17 protein-coding genes are annotated in these 18,606 nt (G+C 68.1%); 6 read left to right on the top strand and 11 right to left on the bottom strand.

Annotated features, from left to right (window positions below):
- Positions 1-73: 73 nt before the first annotated feature.
- A complete protein-coding gene (locus F3K02_RS13515; protein ID WP_177136148.1) occupies positions 74-1,003 on the top strand; it encodes a DMT family transporter in 930 nt (309 codons plus the stop codon).
- Here the strand turns inward: F3K02_RS13515 and F3K02_RS13510 are convergent, their stop codons facing one another.
- The 7 genes from F3K02_RS13510 to F3K02_RS13480 all read right to left on the bottom strand — a co-directional run bounded on the left by F3K02_RS13510 (position 1,004) and on the right by F3K02_RS13480 (position 8,099).
- On the bottom strand, positions 1,004-1,801 hold the full coding sequence (locus F3K02_RS13510; RefSeq protein ID WP_177136147.1) for an SDR family oxidoreductase: 798 nt from the start codon (positions 1,799-1,801) through the stop codon (positions 1,004-1,006).
- A gap of 24 nt (positions 1,802-1,825) precedes the next feature.
- Entirely contained in the window at positions 1,826-2,746 is a 921-nt protein-coding gene (locus tag F3K02_RS13505; protein ID WP_177136146.1) for a DMT family transporter, read from the bottom strand.
- Between the two features lie 56 nt (positions 2,747-2,802).
- Complete coding sequence (locus F3K02_RS13500; RefSeq protein ID WP_246309465.1) at positions 2,803-3,522, bottom strand: Crp/Fnr family transcriptional regulator; 720 nt, start codon at positions 3,520-3,522, stop codon at positions 2,803-2,805.
- Between the two features lie 222 nt (positions 3,523-3,744).
- On the bottom strand, positions 3,745-5,565 hold the full coding sequence (tfpB, locus tag F3K02_RS13495; RefSeq protein ID WP_177136145.1) for a type IV pilus assembly ATPase TfpB: 1,821 nt from the start codon (positions 5,563-5,565) through the stop codon (positions 3,745-3,747).
- 13 nt (positions 5,566-5,578) lie between these two features.
- Positions 5,579-6,361 (bottom strand): class I SAM-dependent methyltransferase, encoded by a 783-nt coding sequence (locus F3K02_RS13490; protein ID WP_177136144.1) that lies wholly within the window; start codon positions 6,359-6,361, stop codon positions 5,579-5,581.
- Between the two features lie 392 nt (positions 6,362-6,753).
- Positions 6,754-7,248 (bottom strand): DNA-deoxyinosine glycosylase, encoded by a 495-nt coding sequence (locus tag F3K02_RS13485; protein ID WP_177136143.1) that lies wholly within the window; start codon positions 7,246-7,248, stop codon positions 6,754-6,756.
- Positions 7,245-8,099 carry a TatD family hydrolase gene (locus tag F3K02_RS13480; protein WP_177136142.1) on the bottom strand — a complete coding sequence of 285 codons (855 nt, stop codon included), beginning with the start codon at positions 8,097-8,099 and terminating at the stop codon, positions 7,245-7,247. The genes F3K02_RS13485 and F3K02_RS13480 overlap by 4 nt, the downstream gene beginning before the upstream one ends.
- A 73-nt stretch (positions 8,100-8,172) precedes the next feature.
- Between F3K02_RS13480 and F3K02_RS13475 the strand changes: the two genes are divergently transcribed.
- Positions 8,173-8,601: an META domain-containing protein gene (locus F3K02_RS13475; RefSeq protein WP_177136141.1), complete on the top strand. Its 429-nt coding sequence runs from the start codon at positions 8,173-8,175 to the stop codon at positions 8,599-8,601.
- A 4-nt stretch (positions 8,602-8,605) separates the two neighbouring features.
- Here F3K02_RS13475 and lolD read toward each other — a convergent pair whose 3' ends face one another.
- Together lolD and F3K02_RS13465 are read right to left on the bottom strand one after the other, a co-directional pair.
- Entirely contained in the window at positions 8,606-9,280 is a 675-nt protein-coding gene (gene lolD / locus F3K02_RS13470; protein WP_177136140.1) for a lipoprotein-releasing ABC transporter ATP-binding protein LolD, read from the bottom strand.
- Positions 9,273-10,529, bottom strand: a complete 1,257-nt coding sequence (locus F3K02_RS13465) for a lipoprotein-releasing ABC transporter permease subunit (RefSeq protein ID WP_177136139.1) — start codon at positions 10,527-10,529, stop codon at positions 9,273-9,275. Before F3K02_RS13465 ends, lolD begins: the two co-directional genes overlap by 8 nt.
- A gap of 46 nt (positions 10,530-10,575) precedes the next feature.
- Between F3K02_RS13465 and F3K02_RS13460 the strand changes: the two genes are divergently transcribed.
- Positions 10,576-11,583 (top strand): phosphoglycerate mutase, encoded by a 1,008-nt coding sequence (locus F3K02_RS13460; RefSeq protein WP_177136138.1) that lies wholly within the window; start codon positions 10,576-10,578, stop codon positions 11,581-11,583.
- Positions 11,580-13,316, top strand: coding sequence for a single-stranded-DNA-specific exonuclease RecJ (gene recJ / locus F3K02_RS13455; RefSeq protein ID WP_177136137.1), 1,737 nt, complete (start codon positions 11,580-11,582; stop codon positions 13,314-13,316). The genes F3K02_RS13460 and recJ overlap by 4 nt, the downstream gene beginning before the upstream one ends.
- Before the next feature lie 336 nt (positions 13,317-13,652).
- Here recJ and F3K02_RS13450 read toward each other — a convergent pair whose 3' ends face one another.
- Entirely contained in the window at positions 13,653-14,396 is a 744-nt protein-coding gene (locus F3K02_RS13450; RefSeq protein WP_177136136.1) for a LytR/AlgR family response regulator transcription factor, read from the bottom strand.
- 36 nt (positions 14,397-14,432) lie between these two features.
- Positions 14,433-15,494, bottom strand: coding sequence for a sensor histidine kinase (locus F3K02_RS13445; protein ID WP_177136135.1), 1,062 nt, complete (start codon positions 15,492-15,494; stop codon positions 14,433-14,435).
- A 122-nt stretch (positions 15,495-15,616) separates the two neighbouring features.
- Here F3K02_RS13445 and argH point away from each other — a divergent pair, with 122 nt between their 5' ends.
- Positions 15,617-17,068: an argininosuccinate lyase gene (argH, locus tag F3K02_RS13440; protein WP_177136134.1), complete on the top strand. Its 1,452-nt coding sequence runs from the start codon at positions 15,617-15,619 to the stop codon at positions 17,066-17,068.
- A 136-nt stretch (positions 17,069-17,204) separates the two neighbouring features.
- On the top strand, positions 17,205-18,329 hold the full coding sequence (locus tag F3K02_RS13435) for an HDOD domain-containing protein (RefSeq protein WP_177136133.1): 1,125 nt from the start codon (positions 17,205-17,207) through the stop codon (positions 18,327-18,329).
- Positions 18,330-18,606 lie beyond the last annotated feature (277 nt).

The raw sequence follows: 18,606 nt of genomic DNA, 5'->3' as shown, positions 1-18,606 counted from the left end.
CCGTGTCGCCTGCGGGCCAGATGCACAGGCCCCGCTCCAGCGCGGGACATGACCGTGTGGGTACAGTCGCCGCATGTCCGCACCCGCTCCGCGCCTCACGCCGTCCACCATCGCCCTGCTGCTGATCCCGCCGCTCATGTGGGCCGGCAACGCCGTGGTCGGGCGGATGATGCAGGGCGCCATTCCACCGATCACCTTCAACCTCTTGCGCTGGGTGCTCGCCGGCGTGCTGCTGCTGCCGCTGGCCGCCTGGGTGCTGCGCCCGGGCAGCGGCCTGTGGCCACAACGCAGGCGTTTCGCGCTGCTGGGCCTGCTCGGCGTGGGCCTGTACAACGCGCTGCAGTACATGGCGCTCAAGACCTCGACACCGATCAACGTGACGCTGGTGGCCTCCAGCATTCCGATCTGGATGCTGCTGCTCGGCCGCGTGCTCTACGGTGTGCCGGTCTCGCGCCGCGCCGCCGTGGGCGCCGCGCTCTCGCTGGCCGGCGTGGCGGTGGTGCTCTCGCGTGGCGAACTGGCGCAGCTGGGCGCGCTGCGGCTGGTCGCGGGCGACGGCTGGATGCTGCTGGCCGCGCTCACCTGGGCCTGGTACAGCTGGCTGCTGGTGCGCCCGCCGGTGGGAGGCTACCCGCCAGACATCAAGGCTGACTGGGCCGCCTTCCTGCTGGCGCAGATCGTCTTTGGCCTGGGCTGGTCGGGCGCGATGACCGGCGCCGAATGGCTGACCCTGCCGCCCGCAACCACCGGCCACATGCAATGGGGCTGGCCGCTGATCGCGGCACTGGTCTACGTGGCGGTCGGCCCGTCGCTGCTGGCCTACCGCAGCTGGGGCATCGGCGTGGCACGCGTAGGTCCCACGGTCGCAGGCTTCTTCAACAACCTCACGCCGCTGTTCGCCGCACTGATGTCGGCCACGCTGCTGGGCGAGATGCCCCGGCTGTACCACGCAGCGGGGTTTGTACTGATCGTGGGTGGGATCCTGGTCAGTTCGCGTCGCTGATCAGAACGTTCCCGGATACAAGCCGCCGTCGGACAGGATGTTCTGGCCGTTGAGGTAGCCCGCCTGCTGGCTGCAGAGAAAGGCGCAGATGGCGCCGAACTCCTGCGGGTGGCCGTAGCGGCCGGCGGGGATCTGCGCCTGCTGCTGGCGGCGCAGTTCCTCCACCGGTTGGCCGGTTTTCTCCGACGCGCCCTTGAGCGTGGCGGCGATGCGGTCGGTGTCGAACTTGCCGGGCAGCAGGTTGTTGATGGTCACGCCCTGCGCCGCGATGCCGCTGCGCGCCACGCCGGCCACGAAACCGGTGAGACCGCTGCGCGCACCGTTGCTCAGGCCCAGGATGTCGATCGGCGCTTTCACCGCGCTGCTGGTGATGTTGACGATGCGGCCGAAGCCGCGCTGCGCCATGCCGTCCACCGTGGCCTTGATGAGTTCGATGGGTGTGAGCATGTTGGCGTCCACCGCCTTCAGCCACTCTTCACGACCCCAACTACGGAAGTCGCCGGGTGGCGGGCCGCCGGCGTTGGTGACCACGATGTCGAACGCCGTGCCGGGCCCGCCGGCCGCTGCGAAAGCGGCAGCGCGGCCTTCGGGCGTGGTGATGTCGGCCGCCACGGCGATCACCTGCACACCCGGCGATGCGGCGCGGATGCCCGCGGCCGAGGCTTCCAGCGCCTCACTCCCGCGCGCCACCATCACCACATTCACGCCCTCGCCCGCCAGCGCCTGCGCGCAGCCCAGGCCCAGGCCTTTGCTCGCGCCGCAGACCAGTGCCCATCTGCCTTTGATGCCGAAATCCATGTCCGTGTCTCCTTGTCGAAAAAATCACTGGCCCACGGTGGGCTTGCCAAAGCGCGTCACCAAGAACACGCCAGAGAGCACCAGCACCGTGCCCGCCACGATCCAGCCGTTGAACGGTTCGTCCAGGATCAGCACGCCCATGGCGATGGTGGACATGGGGCCGATCATGCCGGTCTGCGCCGCCAGACCCGCGCCGATGCGTTCGATCGCCATCATCACCATCAGCACCGGCGCAAACGTGCACAAGGTGGCGTTGAGCAGCGAGAGCCAGATCACCTCGGGCGCCACGTCGGCCGCGCTCAGCGGGCGCAGAACCACGAACTGCAGCAGGCACAGGCCGCAGGCGACGCTGGTGGCCAGACCCACCAGTCGCAGCGAGCCCAGGCGCTTGACCAGCTCGCCGCTGTAGACGAGGTAGATCGCGTAGCTGATGGCACTGCCGAACACCAGCAGCGCGCCCAGCACCGCGTTCGGCCCCTGGAAGCCGGCCTCGTGACCGAACACCAGCAACACGCCCGCGTAGCTCACGGCCATGGCCAGCGCCTGCAGGCCGCTGATGCGCCGCTGGTAGACGAGCCAGCCGAGCACCAGCACCAGTGTGGGGTTGAGGTACAGGATCAGCCGCTCCAGGCTGGCGCTGACGTATTGCAGCCCCCAGAAATCGAGAAAGCTCGCGAGGTAATAACCGGTGAACCCCAGGCCGACGATGCCGAGCCAGTCCTTGCCGGTGAGTGCGGCCTTGCCCCGGCTGGCCCACCAGGCCAGCGCCAGGAACAGTGGCAGTGCGAACAGCATGCGGTACATGATCAGCGTGACCGCGTCGACGCCGTGGCGGTAGGCCAGTTTGACAATGATGGCTTTGCCGCTGAAAGCGATGGAGCCTGCGCTGGCGAGCAGAAGACCGGTGGCGAGGTGGGGGGCGGGAGACACGGAGGGGGCAGGCATTGCTCCGATTATCGGTAGACCCCGCGCGGCCCGCTGTCGCGCCAGGATAAAACCGTTCAGGCTTTGGGCGCTGACAGCAACGCGGCATCCACCACGCGGTAGGTGCGGCCCTGCTTGTCGAGTGGTTCGATCAGGCCCTCGCGTTCGAACGCGGAGATCGTGCGGCTCACCGTCTCCAGCTTGAGGTCGAGCATGGCGCCCATGTCTTCGCGCGAAAACAGGTTGGCCACCGTGGGGTCGTGCTCCGCCCGCATCTTGAGGATGAGGCCGGCCACACGCTGGCGCGCGTTGCCGAAATTGAGCTCGGCCAGCCAGTCGTCGGCTTCTTTCAGGCTGTGGTGCCATTGCTCCATCAGGCGCTGGTGCAGGCGCGGCGTTTCGCGGTTGAGGCGCTGGATCACCTGCAGCGGCAGGCGGCACACCTTGATGTTGGTCAGCGCAATGGCATCGGAGTCGTACACCGGACCCATCAGGGCTTCGAGACCGATCACGTCGCCCGAGCGCATCACGCGCACGATGCGCTGGCGCCCGTCCACCGTGTTGCGCACCAGCTTGATCACCCCTGAACGCAGGGTGTAGAGCGAGGTGGCCGTCTCGCCCATGCGCACCAGCGGCTGACCCGCGCTGAATTCGAGGTCATCGATGGGCGCGTGGATCAGGTTGAAGTCCTCTTCGCGCAGGTCGGCAAACAGCACCATCTCGCGGATGCCGCAGTTGCGGCAATCGGCGGTGCCGCGCCAGGCGGATTCGGTCTTGATCGGGATCATCTCGGACATTTCAGCAAGCGGACGTGTGAAAACCGGAATATAAGCCCTTGCTGAAAATCATGGACAACGATCCGGTCAAACGTTCGGCACATCGCGCAGCGGCGAAGTGGGGGCACCGTTTCGCCGCAGGGCCGCCCCAAGGCGAAACAGCCCCCTCGGGGCAGCGCCCCGCGCAGCGGTGGAGCCCCGGACTGGCACCATCGGTGACGGTCCGGAAGGGGGCCATTGCCTTCAACCGTTCACAGGCGGCGTGCAGGCGAGCACCTCGTCCATCGTCGTCAGGCCTTCGGCCACGCGCGCGGCCCCGGCCAGGCGCAGCGGCCGCATGCCGTCCTTCACCGCCTGGCTGCGCAGGGCTTCAAGCACAGGCTCGCGGCTCACCTTGCTCTTGAAGGTTTCGGTGACCACGAGCAACTCGTACAGGCCCATGCGGCCGTGGTAGCCGGTCATGCGGCAATCGACACAGCCCACCGGCCGGTAGGGCCGGTACTTGCCGCTGACCTGCCAGGGTTTGACCAGCTCGGTCAAGGCTTCGCGCGATGCGGTGGTGTCGGCATCGTCCTCGCGGACGCGGCAGACCGGGCACAGGGTGCGCACCAGGCGCTGCGCCAGCACACCGAGCACGGTGGCGTTGATCAGGTAGGGCGGGATGCCCAGCTCCATCAGCCGCATGATGGCCGACGGGGCGTCGTTGGTGTGCAGCGTGGTGAACACCAGGTGGCCGGTGAGCGCAGCCTGCACCGCCATCTCGGCCGTGGGCAGGTCGCGCACCTCGCCCACCATGATGATGTCGGGGTCCTGCCGCATCAGGGCGCGCAGGCCCTGCGCGAAATCCAGGTCCAGGTGCGGCTGCACCTGGGTCTGGTTGAAGGCCGGCTCGATCATCTCGATCGGGTCTTCCACCGTGCTCACGTTGACCTCTTCGGTCGCCAGGCGCTTGAGCGTGGCGTAGAGCGTGGTGGTCTTGCCCGAACCGGTCGGGCCGGTCACCAGCACGATGCCGTGCGGCTTGCTGGTGAGCGATTCCCAGCGCTGGGCATCGTGCGGTGCGAAACCCAGCGCGCTCAGGTCTTTCACCGTGGCTTCGGGGTCAAAAATGCGCATCACCAGCTTTTCACCAAAAGCGGTGGGCAGCGTGGACAGGCGCATTTCGACTTCATCGCCCCGCACCGCACCGACACCGGGGCGCACGGTCTTGATGCGGCCGTCCTGCGGGCGGCGCTTTTCGACCACGTCCATGCGGCCGAGCAGCTTGATGCGCGCGATCATCGCGTTCATCACGCCCATGGGCATCTGGTACACCGGGTGCAACACGCCGTCGATGCGGAAACGGATCACGCCCTGCTCGCGCCGCGGCTCCAGGTGGATGTCGCTCGCGCGCTGGTCGAAGGCGTATTGCCAGAGCCAGTCCACCACCTGCACCACGTGCTGGTCGTTGGCGTCGAGCTGCTTGTTGGCCTTGCCCAGCTCCACCAGTTGCTCAAAGCTGCCAAAACCCGCCTGGCCACCCAGCTTGCTTGCGGCACGAACCGATTTGGCCAGCGCAAAAAACTCGGCCGTGTAGCGCGCCACGTCCTGCGGACTCGCCAACACCAGGCGCACGCTTTTGCGCGTCTGGCGCTCCACCTCGGGCACCCAATCCTGAATGAAGGGCTCGGCCGTGGCCACCACCACCTCCGCCACACCCACCTGCACCGGCAACACCTTGTGGCGCTCGGCGTAGGCCGCACTCATCACGTCGGCCACCTTGCCCACGTCGACCTTCAGCGGGTCGATGCGGAAGTAGTCGATGCCGCTGCGCTTCGCCAGCCACTGCGTGAGCTGCTCGATGTCGAGCACATGGCCATCGGCCTCGCGCGCCACGCCCACCACCGCGAGCCGCTGCAGCGGGTGCTGGGCGCTGTGCGCCGACGCACAACGCGCCACCGTGCGGGCCGCCTCGTCCGCCGAGATCACGCCATCTTCGCGCAGCCAGCCGACCAGCTTGCGCCAGTCGAGCGGTCCTTGTGCTGCGGCGGGTGCGGGTGCGTGGGCTTTGGTGGATGTTTTCATGGGCGTCTCAAGTTCAATGAGCCGGTTTGAAGATCTTCAGCCACTTCACGGCCGGCAGGCGCCAGCGCGACTGGATCTCTTCGGCCCGCGCCAGCAGCGCCATGCGCGTGGGGCGGTCGGCGGTGCGTTGCGCGAGCACGATGGTGTTGCCCTCGCGCGTGGGTTTGAAAGCCCAGACCGCGTCATCACCAAACGCCGCGCAGATGCTTTGCAGCGAGCGCTCGTAGCTCGCGTCGCGGCCAAAGAGGTTCACCGTCATGACGCCCTCATCGGTCAGCACCGAGCGGCAGTCGGCGTAGAAGTCGGGGCTGTCGAGCACGGGCGCTGCGGCTTCGTGGTCGTACAGATCGACCTGCAGCGCGTCGATCTGGCCGGTGTGCACCGGGTTGCGGATTTCCTGCTCCGCATCGGCCAGCAGCACGCGCAGGCGCGGGCCATCGGGCGGCAGCTTGAACCAGCCACGGCAGGCAGCCAGCACCTGCGGGTTGATCTCGATCGCCGTGGTGTCCATGCGCAGCTGCTTGTAGTGGAACTTGGTCAACGCGGCCGAGCCCAGCCCGAGCTGCATGGCGCGGCGCTTGCCCACCGAATCGGGCTCCACGAACAGCAGCCAGGCCATCATGCGCTGCACGTAGTCAAGCTCGATGTCGAACGGCGCGTCGATGATCATCGAGCCCTGGATCCACTCGGTGCCCAGGTGCAGGAAACGCACCTCGCCGTCTTCGGACATGGTCACGTCGGGCAGGGTCTGCGGCCCGGTGCGGCGCCGGGCCGTGGCATTGGCCCCGCTCTTCATGCGCGGACTCCTGTGCGGTCACCGCCCAACAGGCGGGGGAACCATGCCACGGGGTGGCGGGCGGGCGAACCCCCTGAATCCGTCGCTGCGCGGACCGGCAACCAATACTGCATCTTTGTCACTTCTGGAACTGCAAAGCGATCATTATGAACATGGAGTTCGTCATGGCTTTCTCGCGCCGGGTGGCTTTTCTTCTGGGCCCGTGTTTCTGGCCAGCATGGTGCGGGGACAAGACGCCGTGCGGACGGCTCAACGACGACCAACCATGACTCCAGCTTGCTGCGGCGGTGCGTTCTGCATAGCGAGGTAAAGGAGGAGGGCCGCAGGCCCGGGGGACACGAGCGGCGCAGAGCGCACCGTCGCAGCAAGCCTGCGAGGTCTACCCCCGGGCCCTACGCAACCCCATGCCGCCGCAACACCTCAGCCCAGGCCACCAGCTTGCGATCAAACGACCAGCTCGCGTTCGCCGGGCTGGTGGATGGCAACTTGTACACCGGCAGTCCGAACGCCGACGTGTGCTTGGCGTGCCGGTAACTCTCACCCCCGTTGTGCGCAATGGCCTCCAGCAGCGGACACTGCCGCTGCACCGCAGCGAAGTCATTGAGTTCGGCAGAACGGATGTCGGCGTCCAGACTGCCCTCGCGCTCACAGGCGCCGTACACGTCCCACAGCCCCAGACCGTGCTCGTGCAGCGCGGCGATGCGTTCGGCATACGGCAGCGTGATCAGTGGCTGCTGCCAGAGCGCGCCCAGGATCTTCCAGAACTGGTTCTGCGGGTGGCCGTAATACTGCTGCGCGCGCAGCGAAGCCACGCCCGGGAAACTGCCCAGCACCAGCAGGCGCGTGCGCGCGTCCAGCACCGGCGGCAAACCCTGCAGGCGGCTCAAGCCACGGTCCCACCGGTCGCCAACGCAGCCAGTTTCGGCAGCGCCACCAGGGCGTTGGCACTGGTCGCCCGCGCCAGCGCGTCGGCCGGCACACCCCGCAGATCCGCCACCACCTGCCCGATGCGCGGCAACTCGGCCGGCGTGTTCACGCCCTGCGAGCGCCCGGCCGCGCGCTCGGCCGCCGTCGCATACAGCCAGTGCGGCGGGATGTCGGGCGCATCGGTCTCCATCACCAGCGCCGACAGCGGCAGCTCGGCGGCCAGCCGGCGCAGCTTCAGCGCCGGCTCGAACGTCACCGCGCCACCGAACCCGAGCTTGAAACCGAGGTCCAGAAAGGCCTGTGCCTGCTGCGCGCTGCCGTTGAAAGCGTGCGCAATGCCACCCGCCACCGGCAGTTCGCGCAGCGCGCCCAGCAAGGCGTCGGCACTGCGCCGCACGTGCAGGATCACCGGCAGGCCGTGCCGGCGCGCCAGCCGCAGTTGCGCGCGGTAGAAGCGGGTCTGGCGCTCGCGCATGGCGGGTTCGCACAGCGCCGGCACGAAGAAGTCCAGCCCGATCTCGCCCACCGCCACCAGCCGCGGATCGTCGCGGTGTTCGGTCAGCGCCGCGTCCAGCGCATCCAGGTCTTCGTCCCGCGCTTGTGGCACGTACAGCGGGTGGATGCCCAGCGCGTAGGCGTCGCCCAGGCGGTGCGCCAGCAGGCGCACCGTATCGAGGTTCTGCCGCATCACGGCCGGAATCACGCACAGGCCCACACCCAGCCCACGCGCCCGCTCGCGCGCTTGCACCGCCAGCGCGTGGTCAGCGCCGAATTCGGTAGCGTCGAGGTGGCAATGGGTGTCGATCCACATGGCGGTATAACGTTAATTGTGCCGCCTGAAGCGTGCCCGATGTGGGGCACACCGTGCGGTCCCGGAGCCCCCGATGTCCCATTCGACCTCTTGTTTCGTCCGCCCCTTCGCCTGGTTCGCCATCTCCCTCTCGCTGGCCGCCTGCGCCGGACAGCCCGCCGCGCCCTCGCTCACGGGCACCGAGTGGCGGCTGGAAGCCCTGGGCGACAGCGCCGTGATGGCGCGCTCGCAGGCGACGCTGACCTTCCCCGAGGCAGGTCGCGTCGCCGGCAACGGTTCGTGCAACCGCTTCTTCGGTTCGGTCCGCATCACGCAGGGCCACATCGGCTTCGACCAGATGGGTTCGACCAAGATGGCCTGCATGGGGCCGGCGAACGAGCAGGAGGTGCGCTATCTCTCGGCCCTGCAGAAGGCCGAGCGCTACGAGCTGCAGGGCCGCACGCTGCTGATCCACGTGAACGGCATGGCGCAGCCGCTGCGCTTCGCCCAGACCGCGCCCTGAGTACTCAGGTCAGCACGCCGGCCGTCAACCGCAGGACGCGCCCGCAGCGCGCGGCCAGGGTCTCGTCGTGCGTGACGACGATGAAGGCCGTGCCCTGGTCGCGGGCGAGCTGCATCATGAGCTCGAACACGCCGTCGGCGGTGCTGCGGTCGAGGTTGCCCGTGGGCTCGTCGGCCAGCACGCAGGCCGGCTGCGTCACCAGCGCGCGCGCGATCGCCACCCGCTGACGCTCGCCGCCCGAGAGCTCGGACGGCCGGTGGTGCAGGCGGCCGGCCAGTCCGACGCGCGTCAGGGTCTGGGTGGCGATCTCGGCCGCTTCGGCGCGTGGCAGGCGGCGGATCCACAGCGGCATTGCCACATTGTCGCGTGCGCTGAATTCGGGCAGCAGGTGGTGGAACTGGTAGACGAAGCCGAGATGCCGGTTGCGCAGCGCGCCCTGCTGCGCCGCGCTCAGGCCCGACATCGTCTGCCCCATGAGCTGCACGCTGCCGCTGGTCGGCGCGTCCAGGCCGCCCAACAGGTGCAACAACGTGCTCTTGCCCGAGCCGGAAGCGCCGACGATGGCCACGGTTTCGCCTTTGCGCACCGTCAGGTCCACGCCCTGCAGCACGGTCACGTCGAGCCGGCCTTCGAAGAAGCGCTTGGTGAGGCCGGTGGCCTGAAGTACAACTTCACTCATAGCGCAAGGCCTCTGCGGGATTGACGCGGCTCGCGCGCCAGCTCGGGTAAATGGTCGCCACGAACGACAGCGCCAGCGAAATCAGCCCCACCGGCAGGATGTCGCCCTGCTGTGGGTCGCTCGGCATGCGGCTGATGAGGTACACGTCCTGCGGCAGGAAGCTCGCGCCCAGCAGGCGCTCCAGCGCGGGCACCAGCGTGTCGATGTTGAACGCCACGCCCAGGCCCAGCAGCAGGCCGGCGCCGGTGCCGATGATGCCCACCATCGCGCCCTGCACCATGAAGATGCCCATGATGCTCTGCGGGCTCGCGCCTAGCGTGCGCAGGATGGCGATGTCGGCGCGCTTGTCGGTCACCGTCATCACCAGCGTGGACACCAGGTTGAACGCCGCCACCGCCACGATCAGCGTGAGGATGATGAACATCATGCGTTTTTCCAGCTGCACGGCAGCGAACCAGGTGCGGTTCTGGCGCGTCCAGTCGCGCACCAGCAAGCCTGGGTCCAGATCAGCGGCGATGGCAATGGCCACCTCGCGCGCTTCGTGCAGGTTCTTGATCTTCACGCGCACCCCCGTCGGCCCCTCGACGCGGAAGATGCGCGCGGCGTCTTCCTGGTGCAGCAGGGCCAGCGCCGAGTCGTACTCAAAGTGGCCCGAATCGAAAGTGCCGACCACCGTCATCTGCCGGATGCGCGGCACCACCCCCGCGGGCGTGACCTGGCCGCTGGGCGCGATCAGGGTCACCGTGTCGCCGGTGGCCACGCCCAGGCTGCGCGCCAGCTCGCCGCCCAGGATCACGCCAAATTCGCCCGGCACGAGCCGCGGCAGCACGGTGTCGGCGAGGTCGGCCACGAGGTCGGTCACCTTGGGCTCTAGCGCCGGGTCGATGCCGCGCACCAGCGCGCCCTTCATGTCTTCGCCGCGCGCGATCAGGGCCTGCGCCCCCACGAACGGCGCCGCGCCCAGCACCTCGGGGTGGCGCTCGATGATGGCCAGCGTGTCGGCCAGGTTGGGAATCGCCAGGCCACTCGGTTCGAAGACCTCGATGTGGGAGAGCACGCCCAGCATGCGGTCGCGCACCTCTTTCTGGAAACCGTTCATCACCGACAGCACGATGATGAGCGCGGCCACGCCCAGCGCGATGCCCAGCATGGAAACGCCCGAGATGAAAGAAATGAAGCCGTTGCGCCGGGTGGCGCGGCCGGCGCGCGTGTAGCGCCAGCCGAGAATGAGTTCGTAAGGGGTTTGCATCGTTGGAGTCCAGCCGGAGATTGTGGCATCCCCGACAATCGCATCCATGCCCGTTGCCCCCATGGCCCCAGAAGCCCCGCCTCCATTGCCCAACCGCCTGCTGATCCCGTTTGCCAGCGCCAGTGCGCCGGAGTGCCTGGCGGTGCTGAGCGGCCTGCGCCTGCCGAACCTGCAGGCCCTGCTGGCCGAACTGGCGCCCGTGACCACCGACACCGGCGACGACCACAGCCTGAGCCTGCCGCACGAGCGCGCGCTGGCGCGGGCGCAGGGGCTGGTGAAGGCGGACGGCTCGGCCTGCGACGACGGTCAGATCCCGTGGGCCGCCGCCGCAAGTGCCAACCCGACCACGCCGCAAGCCTGGTTCAGCCCCTGCCATTTCCAGATCGGCACGGACCATGTGAGCCTGTTGCCGGGCGATCAGATCGGCTTGACCGATGAAGACGCCCGCGGCCTGTTCGACGCATTCGCGCCCTATTGCGCGGAAGACGGCATCACCCTGCGCTTTGAGAGCGCCACGCGCTGGCACGCCAGCGGCGAACCGCTGCGCGGCATCGCCTGCGCCAGCCTGGACCGCGTGAGTGGCCGCCCGGTGGACGGCTGGATGCCCCAGAGTCCCGCCAACCCGGCCGGCAGCCAGTTGCTCAAGCGCCTGCAAAGCGAGGCGCAGATGCTGTTCTACACACACCCGGTGCACGATGCGCGAACCGCCCGCGGCCTGCTGCCGGTCAACGGCTTCTGGGTCAGCGGCGCGGGAGCCCTGGAAACGCCCACACCCTTGCAGCCGGCACCGACCGTGCCCGACACCCTGCGCCAGGCCGCGCTGCGCGCCGACTGGGCCGCCTGGCAACAGGCCTGGGCGCAGCTGGACGCCACAGCCATCAAAGCCCTGTTGGAAGCCGCGCGCCGCGGCGAGCCGGTCACACTCACGCTGTGCGGCGAGCGTGGTGCGAAAACCTGGGTCAGCGCTCCACGCAACGCCAGCGCACGCCTCGGCCGCCTGTTCAAAAACCTGCTGGGCACGCCCCCGGCCTGGAAAGCCCTCGAAACCCTATGAAGATCATCACCCGCGATGTACCGCCCCGCGCCGCCTGGGCGCTGGAACAAGGCGGTGTGCACCCGCTGCTGGCCCGCCTGTTCGCCGCGCGCGGCATCACCAGCAAGGAGCAGCTCGATGACGCGCTCTCGCTCTTGTTGCCGCCGTCTTCCATGAAAGGCGCTGCCGAAGCCGCCCGCGCGCTGGCCGACGCCATGGCCGCGAACAAAAGCATCTGCATCGTGGCCGACTACGACTGCGACGGCGCCACCGCCTGCGCCGTGGGTCTGCGCGGCCTGCGCCTGCTGGGCGCGCCCATGGGTTTTGACCGCGTGAGCTACCTGGTGCCCGACCGCGTGACCGACGGCTACGGCCTCACACCCGCTATCGCGAAGCGCGTGAAAGCGCAGGGTGCCGACGTGCTGGTGACGGTGGACAACGGCATCGCCAGCCTCGACGGCGTGCGCGCCGCGCGCGAGCTGGGCCTGCAGGTCATCGTGACCGACCACCACCTGCCCGCGCTGAAAGGCGGCGAAGTCGTGGTGCCCGCCGACTGCGTGATCGTCAACCCCAACCAGCCCGGTTGCGACTTCGAGAGCAAGTCGATCGCCGGCGTGGGTGTCATGTTCTACGTGCTGCTCGCCTTGCGTGCGGAACTGCGTGAGCGCGGCGTGTTCACGGCGCAGACGCAACCCAAGATCGATGCCTTGCTGCCCCTGGTCGCATTGGGCACGGTTGCCGACGTGGTCAAGCTCGACGCCAACAACCGCCGCCTCGTGGCGCAGGGCCTGAAGCGCGTGCGGGCCGGCGCCATGCCGCCGGGCATGACGGCGCTGTTCAACGTGGCGGCGCGTCAGCCGCAAAAAGCCACCAGCTTCGACTTCGGCTTCGCCCTCGGCCCGCGCCTGAACGCTGCCGGGCGTCTGGCCGACATGACGCTGGGCATCGAATGCCTGACCACCGACGACGGTCTGCGCGCCGACGAACTCGCACGCACGCTCGACGGCATCAACCGCGAGCGCAAGGCCATCGAAGGCGAGATGCGTGACCAGGCGCTGCTGCTGGCCGAAGAGATGTTCGACGAGTCCGAAGAACCGCCGCCGGCGCTGATCGTGTTCGACCCGGACTTCCATGAAGGCGTGGTCGGCATCGTCGCCTCGCGTCTGAAGGACAAGATGCACCGGCCCACCTTCGTGTTCGCCGCCAGTGGCGCCGAGGGCAAGGAAAACGAGCTCAAGGGCTCGGGCCGCTCCATCCCCGGCTTTCACCTGCGCGACGCCCTGGACCTGGTGGCCAAGCGACACCCGGGCGTGTTGCTGCGCTTTGGGGGCCACGCCATGGCGGCGGGCTGCACCATCGACGAAGAACACCTGGACATCTTTGAAGCCGCGCTGCAGCAAGTGGCCCACGAATGGCTGGACGCCGCCACCCTGCAGCGGCGCATGGAAGCCGACGGTGCGCTCGACAAACAGTACCGCCGCACCGATCTGGTGGACACGCTGCACCACGAGGTGTGGGGCCAGGGTTTTGCGCCACCGGTGTTCTGCGAAGAGCTGCAGATCGTGTCCCAACGTCTCGTGGGCGAGAAGCACCTGGCGCTGAAGATGAAGCACCAGGGCGATCCGGTGGACGGCATCTGGTTCGGCCATACCGAGCCGTTGCCCGAGCGGGTGAAGCTGGCCTTCCGGCTGGATGCGGATGAGTGGCAGGGTCAACGACGGGTTCGGTTTTTGATCGAGGCTGCTGAGGTCTGAGGTCATTTCTGTCATTGACCTTGCACGCTGGCGAGGCCATGGCGCTCTGCGCCGCTCATGTCCCCCGACGGCCTGCGGCCGTCTCCTCCTTTACTTCGCTTTGCAGAACGCCATGGCCTCGCCAGCAACAAACGGGTGGGCACTCAAACAGAAACTGTGCACCTGGCGAGCGCCAACGAGGTCATCGGCAAACGGGGTGACTGATGCAGCGAAGTAAAGGAGGAGGGCCGGAACGGCCCGGGGGACATGAGCGGAATCGGTCGCCCCGGTTGCCGATGACCGGCGCTATCGGAGACCGAAGCAGCTCAAGAACCGGAGCAACGCAAGCAAAAAACCTCAGCTCATCAACGCTTCACGAACAGCCGCCAGCTGACGACGCGAAACCGACAGACGCTCGTCCACCCCATCGAGCCGCACCGTCCAGCCCTCGCCGTCCACAGGATCGTTGTGCTTCTCCACCGCCCGCACTGCGCGGCGCGCCACCAGCGCATTGCGGTGCACACGCACGAACAGGTGCGCGTATTTCTGCTCCAGATCGCTCAAGGCGCCGTCGTAGATGTGCTCCTTCTCCGCCGTGCGCACCGTGATGTATTTCAGCTCGGCCTTGAGGTAGATCACATCCGACAGCGCCACGCGCTCGCTGCGCCCGCGCTCCTGGATCAGCAGGCTGTCCACGGGGCCAGAAGCTTCTGCGCCCTCGCCGCCCACACTGCGCAGGCGCTGCGCTTTCTGCAACGCTTGCTGCAGGCGCTCCAGCCGCACCGGCTTGGTCAGGTAATCGATGGCTTCCAGGTCAAAAGCCTGCACCGCATGCTCGGCGTAGGCCGTGACAAAAATGATCTGCGGCGGCGATGCCATCTGGCGCAAGCTGGCGGCCAGCGCCATGCCGTCGACACCGGGCATGTGAACGTCCAGCAGCACCAGATCGCAGGCTGTGCGCTGGATCTGCTCCATCGCCTGCACCGCGTTGGCCGCTTCGCCCACGATCTCGGTGCGCGGATCGGCGCAATCGCCCAGCAACGTGCGCAGCCGCGAACGGGCCAGTGTCTCATCGTCGACGATCAAAACCTTCAATGCCATGCCACGCTCCCTTGCTGTCAGGCTCGAAACAACAGCTTATACCGGTATTTCAAGGCGAACCTGAAACACATCATTGACCAGTGCGCTCTGAAACCGGCCCTGCACGTCGTGCAACAGGGTCAGGCGCTGGCGCACGTTGTCCAGCGCCAGCCCGTTGCCTCTGGTGCCGCTGCCCGCCGGCACGGTGTTGGTCACCTTGATCACCACCACGCTGCCACGCCGCTGCGTGCTGATGCGCACCACGGCACCGGTGGGGCTGGGCTCCACGCCGTGCTTGACCGCGTTTTCCACCAGCGGCTGCAGGATCAGCGGCGGCAGCCGGGCCTCGGAGGCCGACTCGTCGATGCTCCATTCCAGCCGCAGGCGGGTGCCAAAACGCACCTGCTCGATCGCCAGGTAGTGCCGGGCCAGCTCCAGTTCCTGGCTCAGCGGCACCGCTTCCTTGGAGTCGGCCAGCGCGTGCCGGAACAGTTCGCTCAGGTCTTCGAGCAGGCGCTCGGCCCGGGCGGGCTCGGCGCGCACGAGCGCGATCGCGCTGTTGAGCGTGTTGAACAGAAAGTGGGGCCGGATGCGGGCCTGCAGCTCCGCCAGTCGCGCCGTGGTGCTCGCCGGTGTGCGGGCGCGGGCGCGCCAGACCAGCGCCGCCACCAGCACCGCCGCCAACAACGCGCCCGAGGCCGCGCTGGCCAGCCAGGGCGCCGGATCCACCAGCCCCATCCAGTGCAACAGCGCGCAGCCGTACAGGGCTGCCAGCGCACCGAGCGTGACGCCCGCGGTCCACTGCGCCGGCATCGGCAGGGCGCCCAGCGGGCGCTTGAGCGCGCAGACGCCCAGCAACCAGACCAGGGTCGCGGGCAGGGCAGCGCCCGTCAGCATGGCCATCTGGCCGGTCCAGGCCCACAAACCCTGAGCACCAAACAGCGCCGCCACACACACGACGGCCTGCACGAACAGCACCGCCCGCAACACCACGCCGACCTTGCAGGTGTCGAACACCAGTTCGCTGGCGCGCACCGGCTCGGGCATGCGCCGCAGGGGCCGCATGCCGGCCGCTGGCGCCAGGTCCTGGAAGCTCGATAAAATTCGGGAGTCTTGCATGGCTCGCACTATAGGCTGCGACCGCCCGAAGATGGGCAGCACAGATCCGTTTGTAAAACCCGGCCAGCCCGGCCCGGCGCACCCGCCGCCCTCCAATTCCCTACCCAGCCGCTGGCACCACCATGTCCACCAACCAACTCGACAAGAAATCCGAAGCCTGGTCCGCCCTATTCTCGGAGCCCATGAGCGAACTGGTCAAGCGCTACACCGCCAGCGTGTTTTTTGACAAACGCCTCTGGCTGGCCGACATCACCGGCAGCCTGGCCCACGCGGAAATGCTGGCCGCCCAGGGCATCATCGGCGCCGACGACCGCGCGTCCATCGAACGCGGCATGGCTCAGATCCGCAGCGAAATCGAAGCCGGCAGCTTCGAATGGAAGCTCGACCTGGAAGACGTGCACCTGAACATCGAGGCCCGCCTGACCCAGCTGGTGGGCGACGCCGGCAAACGCCTGCACACCGGCCGCAGCCGCAACGACCAGGTGGCCACCGACGTGCGCCTGTGGCTGCGCAGCGAGATCGACCTGATCAGCGACCTGCTGGTGGAGCTGCAGACCGCGCTGGTGGACGTGGCCGAGCAGAACGTCGAAGTGATCCTGCCCGGTTTCACCCACCTGCAGGTGGCGCAGCCGGTGAGCTTTGCGCACCACCTGCTGGCCTACGTGGAAATGTTCGCGCGCGACGCCGAGCGCATGAATGACGTGCGCCGTCGCACCAACCGCCTGCCGCTGGGCAGCGCCGCGCTGGCCGGCACCACCTACCCGCTGGACCGCGAGCGCGTGGCCGTCACGCTGGGCATGGTCGATGAACAAGGCCACCCGCAGGTCTGCCAGAACAGCCTGGACGGCGTGAGCGACCGCGATTTCGCGATCGAATTCACCGCCGCCGCCTCGTTGTGCATGGTGCACATCAGCCGCTTCAGCGAAGAGCTGATCCTGTGGATGAGCCAGAACTTCGGCTTCGTGAAGATCGCCGACCGCTTCACCACCGGCTCGTCGATCATGCCGCAGAAGAAAAACCCCGACGTGCCCGAACTGGCGCGCGGCAAGACCGGACGCGTGGTCGGCCACCTCATGGGCCTGATCACGCTCATGAAGGGCCAGCCGCTGGCCTACAACAAGGACAACCAGGAAGACAAGGAGCCGCTGTTCGACACGGTGGACACCTTGAAAGACACGCTGCGCATCTTTGCCGAGATGGTGGGTGGCCAGCCGAACCCGGCCACGGGGCAGAAGGAAGGCGGTATCACCGTCAACGCCATCGCCATGGAAGAAGCCGCCAAGAAGGGCTACGCCACCGCCACCGACCTGGCCGACTACCTGGTGAAAAAAGGCCTGCCCTTCCGCGATGCCCACGAAACCGTGGCCCACGCTGTGAAGGCCGCCACCAGCCACGCCTGCGACCTGTCCGAACTGCCTCTCACGGTGCTGCAGGGCTTCAACGCCAGCATTGAGAAAGACGTCTACGAGTGCCTGAGCCTGCGCGGCAGCCTCAACGCCCGCAACACCCTGGGTGGCACCGCGCCGGCCCAGGTGCTGAGCCAGATCGCGCGCCACCGCGTCCGCCTGGCCTGAGCGTTCACACCGGGCGGCTGTCGGCCGGGCAGCCGCCCTTGGGCGGGCTCAAGACCGCTCCAAGGGCGCCGATACACAGGGTCATAACGAAAGTCCGCCGCACGCGGGCGATAACCCTTGCATCGGAGGTTCCCCCATGTCTTCAGAGTTTCTGTGGATCGCTGCTGTGCTGGCTTCTGCCATGGCATGGTGGTTGCTCCGCCGCCCGGTCGGGCGCGCCCCAGCCAGTGCGCCCCGTGAATTGGCCACCCTGCGCAGTGCCCTCGGTCCAGTGCCGGCTTCCTCGCCGCGCCCGGCACCGGCCTTTGTCGCCACCGTGCAGCCCTTGCCGGGCGCGCTGGCGGGTTTCCACTGGCGCACAGAATCCGATCTCGGTAGCGAACGCCACGCCACCCTGATCGCTGCCGTGCGCGGCATCCCGCGCCCGCCGCGATCCTTGCAGCAGCTGCTGTCGCCCGAATTCGTGGCCCGGGCCAGCTCCGCCGAACTCAGCGATCTCGTGATGGGCGAACCGCTCATCGCGGCCAAGGTGCTGTCCACCGTGAACTCGCCCCTGTACGGCCTGCACAGGCCCGTCACCAACATCGGCCAGGCCGTCACTTTCCTGGGCATCAGCAGCGTGCGCAGCCTCTGCCTGCAATACATGCTGACCGAAGCCTTCAAACCCACACAGGCCGAGGCGCAAAAAGCCTTCGATGCCATCTGGAAAGCCAGCGCCATCGCCAGCGAGCTGGCCGTGCGCCTGGGCAAGATGCTGAACCTGCCCGACCAGGCGTCGATGTCCACGCAAGTGGTTCTGGGGTTCGTGGGCCAGCTGGCCACCGCCTCGCTCATCCCCACCGCCGGCATGCCGCGGTGGCTCGGCCGCGACCGGCTCGAACGCGCGCGGCTGGAGCAGGAGCTGCTGGGCCTGAACGCCGTGGAAATCGGCGGCCTGCTCATGAAGTCGTGGGAACTGCCCACCGCACTGGTGGACGATGTGAACGACATGGGCCGCCTGCTGGTCACCCCGCCGGCCGCCATCGAACCCGAGCGCCTGCCGCGCATCGCGCTCGGCTATCTCTGCGCCCACCTGGGCGAAGGGCTGGCGCAAGGCCGCATCCCGTCGCCCGAGGCACTCAGCATCGGCGACGCCGTGGACACCCACCACCTGCGCGCCTGCCTGGCCCACCCCATGCTCGCGCGCCTGCCCGCTGCGCTGCAATCGCCCGAACTGCAAGCCGCCGTGCGCCAGATGCTGGGCGAGCCGGCCGAAGCCTGATTCAGATCCCGGCTGTCAGCGGCCCGGCGGGGTGCGCCGTTGCCAACATAGACGGCACCCACCGCGGCACAATCGGGGTCCGGCGGCACTTGACCTTCATCAAGCCCCGCGGCCCACCCACCCCGTACAGTTGCGCCCCATGAACACCACCGCCACGCCCGAAGCCCCCGCCACCACCACCGGCCTGGAATGGGTCCCCAGCCTGCAGACCGGCGACGACCGCATGGACGAGACGCACGAAGAGTTCGTCACCATGCTGAACCAGCTGCTCGCCACC

It is taken from the genome of Hydrogenophaga aromaticivorans (genome assembly GCF_013387465.1).
Lineage (GTDB): Bacteria > Pseudomonadota > Gammaproteobacteria > Burkholderiales > Burkholderiaceae_C > Hydrogenophaga > Hydrogenophaga aromaticivorans.
This window is presented reverse-complemented; position numbering and strand designations above follow the sequence as displayed.